Annotated in this window: 14 protein-coding genes and 1 pseudogene; 9 read left to right on the forward strand and 6 right to left on the reverse strand. The window is 62.4% G+C overall.

Annotation, left to right across the window (positions count from 1 at the left end; all coding sequences use genetic code 11):
- Positions 1-682 precede the first annotated feature (682 nt).
- Positions 683-4,318, reverse strand: coding sequence for a P-loop NTPase fold protein (locus ACFWPX_RS02915; protein ID WP_378925407.1), 3,636 nt, complete (start codon positions 4,316-4,318; stop codon positions 683-685).
- A gap of 229 nt (positions 4,319-4,547) precedes the next feature.
- A complete protein-coding gene (locus ACFWPX_RS02920) occupies positions 4,548-5,231 on the reverse strand; it encodes a transposase (protein ID WP_378925409.1) in 684 nt (227 codons plus the stop codon).
- Positions 5,232-5,394: 163 nt separating this feature from the next.
- Between ACFWPX_RS02920 and ACFWPX_RS02925 the strand changes: the two genes are divergently transcribed.
- The 7 genes and pseudogenes from ACFWPX_RS02925 (at position 5,395) to legP (ending at position 12,472) form a co-directional block, all read left to right on the forward strand.
- A complete protein-coding gene (locus ACFWPX_RS02925) occupies positions 5,395-5,700 on the forward strand; it encodes a transposase (protein WP_378925411.1) in 306 nt (101 codons plus the stop codon).
- Between the two features lie 2 nt (positions 5,701-5,702).
- Complete coding sequence (locus ACFWPX_RS02930) at positions 5,703-6,059, forward strand: IS3 family transposase (protein ID WP_378925413.1); 357 nt, start codon at positions 5,703-5,705, stop codon at positions 6,057-6,059.
- Between the two features lie 45 nt (positions 6,060-6,104).
- A complete protein-coding gene (locus ACFWPX_RS02935) occupies positions 6,105-6,593 on the forward strand; it encodes a transposase (RefSeq protein WP_378925415.1) in 489 nt (162 codons plus the stop codon).
- Between the two features lie 808 nt (positions 6,594-7,401).
- The gene (locus ACFWPX_RS02940; RefSeq protein ID WP_378925417.1) at positions 7,402-9,258 is read left to right on the forward strand and encodes a DNA/RNA non-specific endonuclease; all 1,857 of its coding nucleotides are present in this window, start codon (positions 7,402-7,404) and stop codon (positions 9,256-9,258) included.
- 43 nt (positions 9,259-9,301) lie between these two features.
- The gene (locus tag ACFWPX_RS02945; protein ID WP_378925419.1) at positions 9,302-9,640 is read left to right on the forward strand and encodes a hypothetical protein; all 339 of its coding nucleotides are present in this window, start codon (positions 9,302-9,304) and stop codon (positions 9,638-9,640) included.
- 109 nt (positions 9,641-9,749) lie between these two features.
- A pseudogene (locus ACFWPX_RS02950) lies at positions 9,750-10,828 on the forward strand (IS701 family transposase).
- Between the two features lie 453 nt (positions 10,829-11,281).
- Positions 11,282-12,472, forward strand: a complete 1,191-nt coding sequence (legP, locus tag ACFWPX_RS02955; protein WP_378925421.1) for a Dot/Icm T4SS effector Zinc-dependent metalloprotease LegP — start codon at positions 11,282-11,284, stop codon at positions 12,470-12,472.
- 315 nt (positions 12,473-12,787) lie between these two features.
- Here legP and ACFWPX_RS02960 read toward each other — a convergent pair whose 3' ends face one another.
- On the reverse strand, positions 12,788-12,988 hold the full coding sequence (locus ACFWPX_RS02960; RefSeq protein WP_378925423.1) for a hypothetical protein: 201 nt from the start codon (positions 12,986-12,988) through the stop codon (positions 12,788-12,790).
- A gap of 165 nt (positions 12,989-13,153) precedes the next feature.
- On the opposite strand from ACFWPX_RS02960, the gene ACFWPX_RS02965 reads away from it, so the two are divergent.
- The gene (locus ACFWPX_RS02965; protein ID WP_378925424.1) at positions 13,154-14,278 is read left to right on the forward strand and encodes a hypothetical protein; all 1,125 of its coding nucleotides are present in this window, start codon (positions 13,154-13,156) and stop codon (positions 14,276-14,278) included.
- A 36-nt stretch (positions 14,279-14,314) separates the two neighbouring features.
- Positions 14,315-15,418: a hypothetical protein gene (locus tag ACFWPX_RS02970; RefSeq protein ID WP_378925426.1), complete on the forward strand. Its 1,104-nt coding sequence runs from the start codon at positions 14,315-14,317 to the stop codon at positions 15,416-15,418.
- Positions 15,419-15,863: 445 nt separating this feature from the next.
- Here the strand turns inward: ACFWPX_RS02970 and ACFWPX_RS02975 are convergent, their stop codons facing one another.
- From ACFWPX_RS02975 to ACFWPX_RS02985, 3 genes are all read right to left on the reverse strand, one after another.
- A complete protein-coding gene (locus tag ACFWPX_RS02975; RefSeq protein ID WP_378925428.1) occupies positions 15,864-16,100 on the reverse strand; it encodes a hypothetical protein in 237 nt (78 codons plus the stop codon).
- Positions 16,101-16,177: 77 nt separating this feature from the next.
- Positions 16,178-16,519, reverse strand: a complete 342-nt coding sequence (locus ACFWPX_RS02980) for a hypothetical protein (protein WP_378925430.1) — start codon at positions 16,517-16,519, stop codon at positions 16,178-16,180.
- Between the two features lie 120 nt (positions 16,520-16,639).
- Positions 16,640-17,485: a hypothetical protein gene (locus tag ACFWPX_RS02985; protein WP_378925432.1), complete on the reverse strand. Its 846-nt coding sequence runs from the start codon at positions 17,483-17,485 to the stop codon at positions 16,640-16,642.
- Positions 17,486-17,495 lie beyond the last annotated feature (10 nt).

Here is a 17,495-nt window from a genome sequence, read left to right on the forward strand (position 1 = left end):
CCCGGATCAGGTCCGCGTCACGGGTGCCGATCGGGGCACCGCACAGGCAGTAAGGCGATCTCGAGGTCGCCTTTGGCGTTGTAGGTCAGTGACCGTCTGGCCAACAGCCAGCGTCGCCAACCAGGCCTGCCTCGCTGAGGGGGGCAGGGTTGCCACGGCCCAGTCGAACAACAGAGCCCTTTCGCGCCTTCTCCGCAGCTCGAGCGTTCCATGCTTCTGGCGGTGCGTCCGCGACGAGGCGGTCCGCGACACGGTCGAGCAGTTTCGCCCATCGGATCGCGGCGGTGTGGTCATCGTACGTCTGGGAGGTTGCGACCGGCTCGGAGACGCCGGGGTGGGGAACCCGGTAGCGCACTTGGCTCACGGTCGAGCCGTCCTTACGAAACGCGAACGCGGGGTGTGGTCTGCGGGTCCGTGCCATTGGCGCAGTCCTTCTACTAAGGCCGAATCCCCTCAGATTCCTTAGTGTGTGGACCGCAATGTGGACGCAGAAGGGGCGCAATCTTTCGATTACGCCCCTGAACTGCTATTTAACTGTGTCCGGAGGGCGACTCGACCACTACGTACACGGACTCGCAGTACAAACTTCGTTGACAATAGGGTGATTTCGAGGCCAGCGCTCCCCCCGCTTCCCGCATGTCGAGATCTGGGGCGACATCACGGTGGCCGGACTGATGGTTGTTCAGAGCAGTCGGGCAGCCAACGTCCCGATCCTGGGGCCTGCCGCCAGGAACATCCGAAGGTCCGCACACCACATCGGCAGATCGGTTTCGGCAGGAAGAGCCATCAGCCCCACGACGGCGAGCGCCTGTCCCCAAGACCGTGTGTCGTCACGGCTCGCCTGCTCGAGCACCTCCAGTGGATGTTCCACGTCGTTCGACGATGGCCCGAGCAGCGAAATCAGGTGCGGCCAGCGGATAGCCAGCGCAGCAAGTTTCGCTATCTGCTCAGCCGACGGCGCCATCCGGCCGTCAAGACGCTGGCGTTGCGCGACGAAGGTGTAGAAGCGGAACAGATTGATGTACCGCTTGATCTCGCGTGGGGTCGTCGCGGCAAGGCTCGGCAGCGCTGCCGCGATGGCGTCCGCCGCATCGGCGTCGCGATAAAGGTCCTTGAGAACAGCCTCCACAGCGGCAATGGTTTCTGGACGCAGAGGATCAGTTGGAGCGTTCGGAACAAGGAGCTGTTGAGCGGCGCGCGCCGCCTCCGGCAGAGTTGTGGGTGAAGGAGTGTGGAGCCGGATCTCGGCAGTCAGCCGTCGCACGAGATCCAGGTCGAGCATGCCAGGGCGGTCTCGTTCTGCGGCCTCGGCCGATGGCTCCCGCGACTGCGGCGTGTGGATCCGCCCGTTTGCTCCGACGTCAGCATCCTCACGGCGTCGCGGCTCTGGCTGATGGTCCGAAGCGAACACCGCAGCGGCAGTCGGTGGGCTGGGTCTGTTGGCTTGTAGCAGGCCTCGGGCGTAGTTTCCGATGTCACCCGAACCTTGGGGAGCAGGCAAGCTCAGCGGCAGTTGAATGATCTTTTCCAGGAAGCGCCAGCCGAGCGTGGCCCAGTCGCCCCGTGCGTGGCCGACTTGGAGGGCCGTGTTGAGATCGCTGTATGCGACTTCGATGTGAGCGGCCACGACTCGTGGTTCCATCGCGATGACGAAGACGCAGTTCGGAAACTCACCGGCGAGAAAGAGATTGACCGCTTCGATGACCTGGACGACGGTGCCGGGTGTGCACCGGTCGAGGTCGTCGACGAACACGACCAGTGGACGATCCTCTGTCGCGACCAGGTCGAGGACTCGCTTCATGTCCATATGAACGAGGTAGAGCAGCCCCGACTTCGGTCCGTAGCCGGGTTCTGGAAACAGGTCGAATGACCCCTTCATCTCGTCGCCCACGACGCGGCCGAACCCTCCGGCTGCGGGACCCTGTAGAAGACCGCCCAATGGCCCAGCTGCGGCTTGGCCGAAGAAGCCATAGGTGCGAATGGCCGAGCCGACGATCCCGGCTGAGGTTGCGATCGCGACGATCCCGCTTGTCGTGGGGCCCAGCGGGATGCTCGAGCCGGACAATTGGGCCAGTAGCAGTACGACGAGGGCGACAGCGATTCCCGCAGCCACGCACAGTGCGACCGGCAGCAGCCGTTCCAGGATCGTCCGGTACACGCGGCGCCGGACAGCGCCGCGGTCCATCCGGGCGAGGTTGAGTTTCAACCAGAATCGTTCGCGGTCTCCGACTGGCAGTCGTGCGGTGATCTGAGTGATGATTTCGTGGGCGAGTCCGGACCAGATCTGTTCGCCGCTTTGGTACATCCAGGGGTTGAACCAGACTGTCGCGCGCCAATCCTTGGGATCGAGGCCGCTGGTTTGGCCACGCTGTTCGGCGCGCAGCAGGGGAATCGGCTGTGCGGCGCCGAGGGGTTCCTCGGCCTGCAGCAGCGCCTCACGAACGCTCACCGGTTGAGTCTGCGCCGCCGTCTCTCTTCTCCAACGGCGAAACCGGAACCGCTGTCGGTCAGGGGCAGGCCTTTCCATCAGAACCGCTCGTGACGTCGGGTCGAGTTGTATGGGGCGCGGAGTGCGGGCGCCCGGTGGCGACGTACCGAAGGGGTCCTCCCCCACACCTGGATCGAGCCGTTTCTGCACCATCCGCATGAGCGAGGTCTTGCCGGCACCCCACGGAGCCTTGACCCCGATGGTCAGCGGCGGCTGAGTCGATTCATGCTGGATGAATGATGCGATCGCGTTGGCATAGGGGGCGTGCTCGAGCTCGTCCTCGGTGGTCCAGAAATCACGCGCCAGCCTCGGTTCCGGAAGGTGATCGCGCCCGGACAACCAACGATGCACTTCCTCCTGGAGCGCAAGCCGCGCTTCCTCCTCCTCACTATTCGCCAATTCCGTTGCCGCGAAACGCTGTACGGGCTCATCGGTGAAGTACATGCGGCCGTCCGGTCGCTCGACAATCAAGCCCTGACCGGCCAGTAGATCGAGCATGCGCGAGGCATCGGCACGGTCGGAGTCCAGCAGCCGTGCGGCGATCCCCGCATCCAGTCCCTCGGCGTCGATCAGCGCGGCCCGGCGAAACAGCTGTGCGGTCTGTGGATCCAGTTCGCTGTACCGGTACGCGACCAGGTCGATCATGCGGTTCTGCACGCTATCAGCGGCACGGAAGTCTTCGGGACGGTGTTGCGCCTCTTCGATGAGCTGACCGACCAATGGATTGCTGTCGGCGAGTGCGGCGAACCAATCGCCGACCGCGTGCGGGGACGGTGCCGGTGCTGTCACGCCGCCGGAGTCGGTCGCACTGCGCAACTCCGACAGCAGCACCTGAGCGGACTCGGGTAGTGACGGTGTGATCGTGTCGAGCCAGGACACGATGGCGTCGGCTCGGATCCCTTCGCAGGCAACCCAGTCGATCTGGTCGTCATCATCGCCCTCCTGCCACTGTGTGCCATCCAGACGCAGAAGATGTCCAGCCTGGTCGCGTCTCGGCACACCGGCGTGATGCAACGCCACCATTTCCCACTGGTCGTTGAATATCGGTGAACCGGAGTTGGCCACGCCTTGGTCGGTGTAGTACTGCACAAACTGATCGAGTACGAGTACCAAACGGTTTCCCCGGGTCCACAGCTCTTTGAGACGACCGTGCGGGTGCCCGATCAGGTTTAGATTCTCCCCAACCAGGACCGAACCCCGGATCGGGACCAGGAGCTGGCGCCCGAACCTGTCACCGGGAAATTGTCCTTCGTTGTCCGGATGCAAGAGGACCAAGGAGGCGTCCAAGTGCGGGTCACCCACCATGAACGAGCCAGAATTCAACAGGAATCGCCTCGTCGGTTTCGGCACGCCGTCGGGGCCTACCTCGGCATCGAACTCGACGACCACATCGCGAGCTGTGTCCTGGTCGGGAAGGACATGCCAGTTTGTCAGCAGCAGCTGACGGGTAACCAGAATCCCCGTCCCTATAGGCACCTCCCGGCCCATGCGACGAAGTGAAAGACGGGCGACGCATTGCGCGGCCCGTGCGGCGCGCGACACCCACGCAGCGGAGGTGTTGTCCGAGGCTGCGATTACTCGCTCGAGTGAGGGCAACGTCGAGGTAGCACCCGACGCGGCGAGTTGGATGACCGCACTGGCAGGGACAGCGCCACTGGCCAGGAGCCGGTCTGCCCGGGCTTCGATGTCATCCGGGTCGCCCACGATGCCCGTCTCACTGCCGGATCGCGACCGTTCGATCTCGTCACGGAACGGCCCGCTGTCTTCGAACCGGCGCGCCGCGTCGTCCCCGCTGTCCCAGCGAGCAGCCTCGGAACCGCTGGATGCCATGATTTCGCCTCCTCCTGGTACTGCAATTATCTGCTCCGCAGTAGATCGGGCGACTCTTGGTGCGTGTCCGCGATACAAACGGTACGTCGACGAGAGCTAATGGAATCATCTCATCAATGCTATGAGGCCGCGTTCAATCCACCGATCCCAAGTCAACGCGATTGAAAGTTGTCAACGGCAGGCGAATCCTGGATCTGGCCCAATTTTCGTGAACCGCCAGCCGGGTCATTCAGTCGCTCAACAGGATCCGCTTTCGCAGGAGGTCCGGCTTCGGTCGGCCGAACATCTGCCGTGTCAGCATTTTGATGCGGTTGACGTGACCTTCGACGGTTCCGCTGCTCCAAGGCAGCGTGAAGCCGGCGGTGACGGCGTCTTGGTCGCGGCGCAGACCACGAACGAAGGAGTGGAGCGCCGGGTGATCGTCGGAATTGACTGCGGCCATCCACCTTTCGAGATCTCGTCCGCGGCGCTCGCCCATGATCGCGGCGAACTCGCGAACATGGCCGACCAGTGATGCCAGTTCCGGGCTGACGGACAAGATCGCATCGAGGCTCGTTTGGTCGTCGGAGTCGGTGCTGCCGGGGTTGGTCATGATCCAGGCGGTGACCCGGCGGACTGCCGGAGGTTTGGGTGGGGGCTTGTGGATGTGGGCGGTCGTGCGGAAGGAATGCAGGTAGGCCCTCACGATCTTCTCGCTGCCCCGGAAGCCGCGCTTCTGGATTTCCTCGAACAGTCTCGTGGCGTTTGTGTGGCCTTCGTTCCATCGTTGGTGCAGGTAGGGCTTGTAGTCGTCGAGGATGCTCCGCCGGTATCCGGTGCGATTGTTGACCAGCAACTCTTCCGGTGATTCGGCGTGAGCGAACCGGCGTGCGGTGCCGCACGCCAGCCCCAACTCGATACCGATGCCGCGCATGCTGCGGCCTTCGGCAAGCAACGCATGGACCGCGGCGTAGCGCTGACGGGTGCGGACCGCGACCCGGTCGTGCCTGAGTTGAGGTTCGACGGGCCACCATGCAGATCGGCCGCGAGGTCGGCGTGTCGGGTAGTTGGGGTGTTAGGACCGGAAGGAGTCATTCGTGGCAGCACCGAAGAAGTACCCGGACGAGTTGAAGGCGCGGGCCGTGCGGCTGTATCGGGAGTCGGATCCGAAGCCGACAATCCGGAAGCTGGCAACGCAGCTCGGGGTGCATCACGAAGCGTTGCGGCTGTGGATCCGCCAAGCGGAGACTGATATCGGCGAGCGAGACGATCGCCCGACTACCGACATGCTGGCCGAGAACCGAGCCCTGAAGAAGCGGGTCGCGGAGCTGGAGCGAGTCAATGCCGTATTGCGCGATGCGAGTGCGTATTTCGCCTCGGAGCTCGGCCAGACCCGACGGTGATCGTGGCGTTCGTCAGCGAACACCCGCAGCACCCGGTCGAGCTCGTATTACGGGTTCTGGGCATCGCGTCCTCGACGTATTACGGCTGGTTGCGGCAGGCGCAGACGCCGTCACGGCGGCGATTGGCCGATCAAGAGCTACTGGCCGAGATCGTCGACATCAATACCAGCTCCGGCGGAACCTACGGGTCACCACGCGTCCACGCGATGCTGGCCCGGCGCGGGTTCTCGGTCGGCCGCAAACGAGTCGAGCGACTGATGCGAGGGGCGGGTTTGCAGGGCGCGCGTTCTTGCGCAGGAAGTGGCGGCTGGGCTCGACCCGGCAGGATCGGCGTGCCACCCCAGCTCCGGACCTGGTGAATCGTGACTTCGCTGCCGACGAGCCGGACCGCTTGTGGGTTGCCGATGCCACCCGCATCGTCTGCGGTGAGGGTGTGTTCTGGCTGGCCGCGGTCCGGGACGCGTTCTCGAACTCCGATCGTGGGCTGGAAGTGTTCGGACCGTTGGGATACCGGACTGGTGCTCGGCGCTCTCGAGTACGCGGTCTGGACCCGCGATGTTCGTGACGGGCAGCTGGTTCATCATTCCGACCGCGGGTCGACCTATACGGCGATTCGGTTCGCGAACCACTTGGCCGACAACGGGATAGCACAATCCATGGGGTCGATCGGTGACAGTTACGACAACGCCCTCATGGAGAATTTCTTCTCCACCCTCAAGACCGAGCTGGTCTACCGGAACAGTTGGCGGACAAGGGAAGACGCCGAGAACGCCCTGTTCGCCTACATCGACGGTTGGTACAACACCCAGCGGATCCAGAAGAAGCTCGGTTGGCGATCACCCGACGAGTACGAAGGCAGCTATCATCACCGGGTTCCTGCTGGAACCAGATAATCCGCTCTCCGGATTAGCGGGGGAACCTCATGCTGCCACTTCCGGGTGCGTACAGCTGGCCGACTGGTCCTACTGGCCACGAGGAGCCAGCGAGCGGGCGCAAGCGGCACAGATGTCGGCATACGAGTTGGCCTACCAAACGCTCGTGTGGGCCGAGCAGTACCAGATCGTGTTACTCGCGGCCGCCTCCGACGAGTCACTGGCCGAGTTCTACATCCTTGGCGGATTCACCCAGCCGCAGACGACTCACTGGCGGCAGTTTCGCTGCGACCGCCTGTTCCAACAGCATCACCGGCGGGGGGCCCGTAGGAAAACTGCGACTGCCCGGAACACCCCTACCCGATCGCGACGCAGTCCGTCACTACCTTGAGCAACACGACAGACTCGCTCCAAGCGCTGAACAAATGAACGGCCAGTGACGTGCCTACGACAAAGACTACTGCCTGGTCCTAGCACCGCACCCGACAAGTCGGGCTGTCGCGTCGCCCTGACATCGACAACTGCTCGGGCCTGACGGGATACCACCGTCGATGGCGACCGCCGAACTCGACCGCAAGAGCCCGTCCGGCTAGGGTGGCGTCAGTGAATCGCGGCGGTAAATGGCACGACAATGGCGGCGCTGTAGGGCACTGACGCTATGTCGTCATGTAGATCACTGGCCCGATACATATGAACGTGCGTTGCCGAGGTCGGTTGACACGAGTAGCGCACTACCCGTGTGCATCCTGTCTGGCGACGCGAAGATAGTGATGCGTTGCCGACACATCGCAAGTCGTTGTCTGAGCCTCTGCGCCGATAGGAGCCTACGATGCCTACAAAGAAGCGTGACACGGGATACGGGTCGAGGCACCTGAACGACGATCTCCTTGCTGCGTTACGGAAGTTCATCCGCACCAAGGGCGAGGATTTCCTCGCCGACCCGAACATTTCGTCGATCGGCGTCGGCTACAAGCAGGTTGACGGGAAACCGACGACTGAGATTTCGGTGCAGTTCACGGTGAACGAGAAGTTGTCCGAGCCGGAGGCCCTGGAGGCGGCGGGGACGACACCTATCCCGGAGTCGATCACCGTGGACGGCGTGCAGGTGCCGACCGATGTGCTCGAACGTCGATACGAGCCGGCATTCCGGGTTGTTGCCGAAGCAGTTGCACCGGAACGGAAGACACACCTGGATCCGATCGTTCCGGGCATCAGTGTTGGTCATGTCAGCGTTTCTGCAGGAACGATCGGGTGCATTGTGTACGACCGAGAAGACGCAACGCCCTACATCCTGAGCAACTGGCACGTGCTGCACACGGCTGCCGGCGCATTGGGTGATGACATCGTTCAGCCCGGTCCACGCGATGACAATCGGATCGACCGTAACCGGCTCGGCAAACTTGTGCGCTCGCATCTCGGCGTGGCAGGAGATTGTGCTGTCGCAACGATCGAGAACCGACAGTTCGACAGCACGATCGCCGAGATCGGTGTCGTCCCAGAGACTCTCGGGGAACCGGAGTTGGGCGACAAAGTAGTCAAGAGTGGCCGCACCACCCAGGTCACTCATGGGGTCGTGCGCCGCATCGACGTCATCGCCAAGATGAACTATCGCGGCGTCGGGGCGAAGGGCATCGGTGGTTTCGAGATCGGACCGGATCCGAACAATCCGCCGGTCGACGGTGAGATCAGCAGTGGGGGCGATTCTGGTGCTACGTGGATGTTCAAGTTGGCGGACGGCAGGACGAGCACCGTGCTGGCCGGGCTGCATTTCGGTGGGGAAACCGGCGGCAATTCGGACGAGCACGCATTGGCGTGCCTGCCCTCGTCGGTATTCGAGAAGCTTGGAATCTCGCTCAGCCCGCCTGCCCTCGATGAAGCCGTCGTGGCGCACGGATACGACGCGCAGTTTCTGTCGCCGCCGATTCCGGTGCCCGATGTCGCAACCGAGCTCCGCTCCGATGTCGCGGCAACCGTCGACGGCACGACCGTATTGCAGTACACACATTTTTCGCTGGCGATGTGCCGCTCTCGCCGATTCGCAATCTGGGTCGCCTGGAACATCGACGGTGCCGCGATCAAGAAGCTGCCGCGGAAGAACATCGATTTCGTCAAGGACTCGCAGCTTGCTGCGGACGCGCAGGTTGGTAACGAGTTGTACCGAGGTAATCGGCTCGATCGTGGCCATATCGCACGGCGCGCCGATCTCCTCTGGGGGAGCCTGCCGGAGGCAGCTCAAGCTAACAAGGACTCGTTCTTCTACACCAACATCACACCGCAGATGGACGACTTCAACCAAAGCACGCGCAACGGTGTGTGGGGTCGGCTCGAAGACGCGGTCTTCGCCGATGTCGAGGTCGACGACCTCAGGGTCAGTGCCTTCGGCGGGCCAGTGTTCGCCGACGACGACCGCGAATTCCGGCGCGTCAAGATCCCGCGCGAATATTGGAAAGTGCTCGCGTTCGTCGAACACGGACAGTTGAAGGCTCGAGGCTTCATATTGAGCCAGAACCTCGAGCAGCTCGAAACGCTCGATCTGGACAAGTTCCGAGTCTTCCAGGTGCCATTGACCGAAATCGAACAGCGGACATTCCTGCGATTCCCGCAAGCGCTTCGGGATGCGGACCTGCAGATCGCACCCGAAACGACACCCAGTCCCGTGGACTCGGTGTCGGCAATTCAATGGTGAATCAGCAGGACGGAACACTCGGGGTCCGAGGCGAGAGTCAATTGTGAGACGAATCCACGGCGTGGTGGTTTTCCCGGCCGACGCCCCAGCGACGACAGCGCTGCTGATCGTCGAGTTGCGGGATGTCTCCTATGCAGATGACAGCGCCTCCCTCGTGGCCAGTACGCAGATAACAGCGGCGACGGTCCGGCCGCACGGGCGCTGCCCATTCGAATTCGAGGCGCCCGAAATGCCTATGGCAGCTTCACTTTCACTGCGCTGCCACATCGACCTATCAGGTGACGGGACCGTCATGGCCGGCGACCTGCTCTCGACCCAGTCGCTGCCCATTCCGACAGCAGGTGATGCCGGTCCACTGGTCGTGCCGGTCGTCGTCATATGACGATGCAGGCATCAACTCGACTTAGTACCGCAACGACACTCGTGTGAGTGGGTGCTAGTAGATCTGCGGTCTTGTGTTGGATCATGCTGTGGCCGAGTTGGATTCGTTGATGACCAGAGTCGGTGTCCCGGTTCACTCGATCCGCGCCACGGGCTCTTGCCCGGAAATATGTATCGGGGCTGGTAGCGGGTTTGGAGCGGAAGACCGGGTGGACTCTGGCCGAGCGTGCCGGTAAATTGGGCCCGCAGGGGATGCAGCGGCAACTGCGGCGTGCGGACTGGGATATCGACGGTGTCCGTGACGACGTACGCGCCTACGCCGTGAAACGGCTAGGTGATCCCCATGCGGTGCTGGCCGCCGACGAGACCGGATTCTTGAAGAAGGGCGTGCGGTCGGCGGGGGCAGTGGCAGTACTCGGGCACGGCAGGCCGGGCGGAGAACTGCCAGATCGGGGTGTTTCTCGCGTATGAGTCGCCGCGCGGACCCGCGCTGATCGGCCGGGAACTGTATCTGCCCGAGTCCTGGACCAGCGACCATGAGCGTTGCCGGGCCGCGGTATCGCCGAGGAGGTCGGGTTCCCCGCGAAACCACGGCAGGTGATCGCGATGCGGCCATCGACGTCGGGGTGCCGTTCGCGTGGTTCACCGCTGATGAAGCCTATGGCCAGGCCGGTTACCTGCGTGAGTGCCTCGAATCCCGCGACGTGGCCTATGTGCTGGCCACTCGCTGTGATCAGCGGGTGGCCACGAGCGGCGACCGTGTGGCCCGTGTCGACGAACTCGTCGCCGAGTTCGCTGCCGTCACCTGGCAGCGACTCGGCGCCTGTGCCGGTGCGCACGGACCCCGAGAATACGACTGGGCACGCCGCCAGATCGAGGGGACCTGGGCGCGGCGACGCGGGCACTGGCTGCTGGCGCGGCACTCGATCAGCGACCCGACCCACATCGCCTACTACCTGTCTTACTGTCCTACGGGCAGGCCCGCTCCCGGTTGGTGGATCTGGCCTACACCGCCGGGTCACGCTGGCATATCGAAGTAGCATTCCAGCAGGCCAAAGGCGAAGCCGGGCTCGATCACTACCAAGTCCGCAGCTACCGGGCGCGGTTTGCCCACATCACCTTGTCCATGCTCGCACTGGCCTGGCTACAGGCATCGAAAGCGATTGCCGCAAAGGGGGATACACCCTAGACCGGTGAAGACATGATCGCTCTCACTCTACCGGAGATCCGCCGCCTGCTCGTCGCCCGGATCCTGACCCGCCACCACGGCCCTCGCCACGTCTGAGCCTGGTCACGATGGCGCCGCCGCCAACAACACCAAGCCCGCCTACCACACTACCGGTGCGACGAGGCCACCCCCTCGCCGCCTGAGTGTCGTCGCAGTATTAGACCGATTAGACCCACCGTCGCGGGTGTGACCACCGGAAACGCCGTGTCGCCCGGCGGATCCACTCAGTTCGGCGCGTGAGTAGTCGGGACGTACCGGGTGGTGTCGAACTGAAGTAGTCCGCTACTCGTGCGGCCACAGTCGGTCAGGTTCACACTCTATTCGAAGGTCGGGATGCGCCATCCAGGTGCCGCGGAACGCCTTGGCGCGCAGTCATCAGAGGGTGGGGAACTGATTGAAAGGAAGTGGTCCAAAATGACCAATAGCGACGACGCGAACGTCGGTTACACCGGAGAGTACCAATCGGGACCGGTGGCCGGGTCGGCAGTCATCCCAAGCGTCAATCACGGCGATAGGGAAGTGCACTACGCCGATGTGGACGGTCTTGCCGTGTTCGAAGGTGACATCGTGTTGGGCACCGTAGCGGAGATCCAAGCCAAAATAGGCCCGGAGGGAATCGGGATCACCGGCGACCAACTGCGCTGGCCTGACGCGACGGTCCCGTATGAGATCGATTCCGCACTGCCCGATCAACAACGGATCACCGATGCCGTGGCGCACTGGGCTGCCAATACCCGGATACGGTTCATCCCCCGCACGGCCACCCATTCGGACTTTGTCCGTTTCCGCCCGAGCACCGCCAGCCGATCACACGTCGGCAGACGCGGAGGACGTCAGGACATCGAACTGTCGAACACCGCTCCGACCGGCACCGTCATCCACGAGATGGGACACGCGCTGGGCTTGTGGCACGAACAAAGCCGCGAGGACCGCAACACGTTCATCGAGGTCCGCTTCGCGAACATCGCGGCCGCGAACCAGCACAACTTCAACCAGCACATCACCGACGGAGACGACATCGGGACCTACGATTTCGGCTCCATCATGCACTACCCGGCAACCGCATTCAGCACCAATGGACAGGCCACGATAGTGCCAAGAGACGCGCTGCCGCCGGGTGTCGTGATGGGACAACGCAACGGCCTGTCTCGTGGTGACCGGGATGCAGCGCACGCGCTATACCCCTGGTCGGGCATCTACACAATTCGGCAGAAGAGCACAGGCAGATTCCTGGACGCCCACGAGACAGCGGCGGATAATCTCGATTTCCGGTTGGTAACACGCCAGGCTCAGAACAACGACACCCAACGCTGGCGGCTCACGCCGATCGGCGACGCGTACACGATTCGTCAAAGAAGCAACGGCAGGTTCGTCGATGCCCACGAGTCGGAGGCAAAGGACTTCCGGTTGGTGACACGCACGGCTCAGAACAACGACACCCAACGCTGGGTAATTCGAGCCGCCGAAGCTGGCAATTTCACACTCCAACAGCTGAGCAACCGCCGGTTCGTAGACGCCCACGAGAACGACCTGAACGACTTTTCGGTGGTGACACGCAACGCTCAGAACAACGATACCCAACGCTGGATCATTGACCCCCTGTGATAATCGCTGGCAACAGTTCAGTCACCGCAGCAACGATTGGCTTGGGACCGCCCCTACGAATCCGGCGGGGCTGTCTCGGCCGAGTCGAGCGAACTGGCTGGAACTCAACAGGGTTACGACCCGCTTCGGAACACGCGCGCAGACGCACTGGCGGCCATGCTCGTTGTGAAATCGCTTGGCTAGCACCGAATTGTCCCGCATTTCCAGGTTTCGGGAGGTGTAGCATGATTATCAATTCGACCCGTGAGGGTCGCCGGGATGCACCGGTCACCGCAGAAGAAGTACCGCCGAACGACAATAGAGTAAGAGCTCCTATCAGGTTCGGTTGCCGAGTCGTCGCCAGCAGATGAGGGCAGCGGCGAGGGCGAGGAATCCTTGATGGATGTAGGTGCGGCGTTCCCAACGCACGACCAGGCGCCGGTATTGGTGTAGCAAGGCAAGGGTCTGCTGGACGATCCAGTGGTCGGCAGTCACTTTGTCGCGGGTACCGCGGCGCGGGATATAGCCAGTGATCACGACATGCACCCACGTGCTCACCCGCCCAAACAGCGTGACTTTGCGGCCGAAGGCGGGGAGGATGGGATGCGGATCAACGGCCCGAGCGGATACCAATGATATCGGTACGACGTGAGGCGAACGCGACCGCTTCGAAAGAGTCTGTCAAGGGTGCAACGTTGGGAGGTGGCAAAAATTTCGACCGGTGGCAGTCAGCAGTTCGCATGGGCGGAGCGGGAAGACGCACCGCTTCGGGAAGTCTACGTCCCACACGCAGAGTACCGCTCGCCCAGCGCCTTTGTGGTTCACGAGGGTGGCGGCGAGTATAGCCTGATTGTTGGTTCGCACAATACTTTTCATTATTATCAAGCTCAGGTCGTCGCGTACGGCAGAAACAACACGCGGTGCAAGTTCTTCAAGCGGCCCACGCCGGAGTGGGTCACCCTTCCGCCGCCGGGCGTTTCTGGCTGGTGTACGAGGTTTTATGTTTCCTGCACGAATGTGTCAGGTGCGGCCGTCGACTCGAAGTTTGTGTTCTCGTTCAGTGGCGTCGCCATCAACGACACTCCTAGGCTAGCGGGGCCCGCCGCGTTCTTCGAGACCGCCGCAGACGGCACAGCGATCGCGCGAAATTATGAACGGACATCCGACGGCAGTTATACAACGGGCAGAGGTTGGATGTCCTTCAATTCCAGTTCCGGGAACCCGCTTCCTACGATAAGGCGAAGGAGTGCCGGTAACTACTTGGTGAGCATCCCCGGACTCGGTACCCCGAACCCGGGCCTCGCGCAGGTCACCGCGCTCGGATCGGGCACCACGCACTGCGTCACCGGGTCGCCCTATAGTCTCGCGGACTCTCCGACAACGCTCCGCGTCGCCGTCTACGGCTGGGCCGGATCGACCCGCGCGGACACGGATTTCGTCCTCAACTACGACCAGTACGTGACACGGATCGCCAATGACTACCAAGGCGCTCGCGCCCACGCAGACAAACCGTTCTCTGTTCCATACGCACCGAGACGCTCCTACAATTCGGGCGCCATAGCCGACGACCCCGGCACGAACACGGCGTCCGGCCGGGGAACCGGGCTCTACAACATGCACCACAGCAAAATACGTTCGACGCCGAACTCGGCGTGGGTAGGTGCCGCCTACTCGGCAACAGGAGGCAATTACTGCAAGATCGAGTCCTGGGTCCCGTCCAGTTCCGGCGGGACAATCGTGCATATCCGTTGCTACGACGCGCAAGGCAATCCTGTGAACAGCGAATACTTCGAAACGTTTCAAGGCCCCGGAATAGGCCCGTCGTAGTCATTCTTAAATTCGGTATTTGAGGAGGCGGAAAAGGTGTCTACAGGCGGCCGTCAGGAGTTCGCATGGGCAGAGCGGGAAGACGCACCTCTCCATGAGGTGTACTTCCCGCACGGGGATTACACGCCGGGCGGGCGCGCCGCCGTGTGGCGCGAGGGTGTTGGGGAGTACACCGTGGGAGTTCTCGGCCACGATCCCTGGCGCGCCTATCAGGCTCAGGTCGTCGCGTACGGCAGAGACAACACGCGGTGCAAATTCTACCAGCGACCCACGCCGGCGATTGGCGAGAACAACAAGTGGTATTCGCGTATGTTCGTTTCCTGCACGAATGTGTCAGGTGCGGCCGTCGACTCGAAGTTTGTGTTCTCGTTCAGTGGCGTCGCCATCAACGACACTCCTAGGCTAGCGGGGCCCGCCGCGTTCTTCGAGACCGCCGCAGACGGCACAGCGATCGCGCGAAATTATGAACGGACATCCGACGGCAGTTATACAACGGGCAGAGGTTGGATGTCCTTCAATTCCAGTTCCGGGAACCCGCTTCCTACGATAAGGCGAAGGAGTGCCGGTAACTACTTGGTGAGCATCCCCGGACTCGGTACCCCGAACCCGGGCCTCGCGCAGGTCACCGCGCTCGGATCGGGCACCACGCACTGCGTCACCGGGTCGCCCTATAGTCTCGCGGACTCTCCGACAACGCTCCGCGTCGCCGTCTACGGCTGGGCCGGATCGACCCGCGCGGACACGGATTTCGTCCTCAACTACGACCAGTACGTGACACGGATCGCCAATGACTACCAAGGCGCTCGCGCCCACGCAGACAAACCGTTCTCTGTTCCATACGCACCGAGACGCTCCTACAATTCGGGCGCCATAGCCGACGACCCCGGCACGAACACGGCGTCCGGCCGGGGAACCGGGCTCTACAACATGCACCACAGCAAAATACGTTCGACGCCGAACTCGGCGTGGGTAGGTGCCGCCTACTCGGCAACAGGAGGCAATTACTGCAAGATCGAGTCCTGGGTCCCGTCCAGTTCCGGCGGGACAATCGTGCATATCCGTTGCTACGACGCGCAAGGCAATCCTGTGAACAGCGAATACTTCGAAACGTTTCAAGGCCCCGGAATAGGCCCGTCGTAACGATCGATCGGACCTAGCGCCGCGACCGGCACCGACCGGATGACTATCGACAATAATTTGGGCACGGATGGCGCCGGGCAGATCACGGGCGGATTCAACTGGTCGAAGCAACATTTCATCGTTGAAATACTGCGTCGACCAGTTGAATCCGCCGTTCTGCCTTGAGGATTTCGATGGTCTGTTCCAGCTCGGCGATCTTGCGTTTCTGCTCACGGATCACTCGGAGGAGAGCCGATCGGGGTTGTCTCCGATCGAAATGACCAGTGCCGCAGCGGTATCTGGTCCGAGCGCGAAGATATCCATGGTATTCGGGGCGACCTGGCTGAGTAGCTGACTCAGCTTGCGTTTGAGCTGTTCGGCGTGGGCTTGGGAGTCGGTGGCTCGCTGAGCGGGTGAACGCAGCGCGAGCTTGGTGGCCTCGATCGGGTTGTGCAGTGTCCCCAGGTCAGGGTCGAACCCGGCGCAGGTTGCGATCAGCCGGCCGCGTGGCAGTCCACGCAGCTGGCTGCGGAGTTTCTTCGGGGCTGGTCGTGATCAAGGCTCGCAGGGCGTTGATCGCCGCGGAGGCAGCCTTGACTGCGCTGTTGCGGGCCAGTTGCAGTGCCCGGACGGCCTCGATCGCACCGTCTTTCACCTGAAAGATGCCCTGTTGTAGCTTCGAATTGTTGAGTGGCAACTCCAATTTTCCTGCCCTGCAGGGGGCTCTCGCATTCTACGGCACGTGCACACCGTCACATCGCCGGTGGATTAGGGCTGAGCCTACGCCGCGCCTATCCCTGCGCCGATGTTGGAAAGACCCACAGTAACCCCCGCTACAGCGAGGAATGCCAAGGATAGAAAGAACAGTCGCGACGACCGATCAAGATCCTTCATCGCCGCCGCCAACGCGGCGAGCGCCTCCCACTGACCCTTCAAATCAATGCCCGAGTGACGTTCCAACGTTTCCTTGTTCTCGGTGGCTGCCTGTTCGATCTTCGCCGCGTTATCGGCGGCTGTTCGCACGGGGCCCTTCGCCGTCCACCCGATTGCGAGGTCAACGATGCCGACCAGAAAGAGGACGGCCGCAGCGACAACGCTTACCCAAACAACCACGTCCTCCATTTGTCTGTCCTTTCCTTCGCAGCACGTTCACCCTCACCCTGAACACCTACGGCGACTGGATCCCCGAAGAGGACGGCGGCGCGGCTAGCCTGCTGCCCGAACCGCCTGCCCCGGCGGGGATTACGCCTGCTCCGTCGATTGAGATTCCGTCGAATGTGGTGCCGCTGTTTGGTCGTCGATCGGGGTAGGTGCCTGGCCGGTGCCATCCCCAGTCAGCCGTCCCGATAGGCGACGTAGCCGATCTCGGCTTTCCCCGGCCTCGGCTGAACGGCGCAGAGCCTCCTCTTTGCCATCGGAGGTATAGGTCCAAACGCCTGCATTTGGAACCCGAAATGCCGCGAGGTGTTGGGAAATTTCCTTGTGCATTTCGTTCTGTTTCTCGGTCAGCTTCGCAATATCGTGGACGGTCTTGATGATGATGGACTCAGTGCCACGCAGGCTCTCCCAGTCCAGCACCGAATTGGTTGTGTATCCCTTCTCGCTGCTGTCGGCATAGGTAGCTTTGGCCTCATGCCGTGACGGCAGAGAAGCGTGTTCAAAACGGTGGTGGGAGAGGTCCCACAGCGTTCGCCACTCTTGCCCGGGAGCCAAGAAAGGGATCTCATCTGGATACCAGAGGTCCTCAATCTCGGTGTCTCCGACCGCATGCGGGCTTACTTGAGGTTTGGGGTCGAACGTGAGTTCGACATTGTAAGCCGGGGTCGTGCCGAAGTTTTTAACGACCAACTCAAGCGCCTTAGAAACAGCAGGGTTCTTTTCCACGAAGATGACAACGTTCGGTTGCGATTGCTCCTCGCGCAGTTTTCGCGATTCCTCTACCTGCTTTAGCGCCGCATCAACCTGCTTCCCGGCGGCTATGACCTGCTGGCGTGCGAACCAGCCCGCAACGAGAACGGCACTCAGCGCGACCACGGCACTGGCGCAGGAAGCAACGGCTGCAATCGCCGCCCACTCATCAGCTTTCACGTCGTTGAGC

Source organism: Nocardia sp. NPDC058518, assembly GCF_042719655.1.
Classification (GTDB): Bacteria; Actinomycetota; Actinomycetes; order Mycobacteriales; family Mycobacteriaceae; genus Nocardia.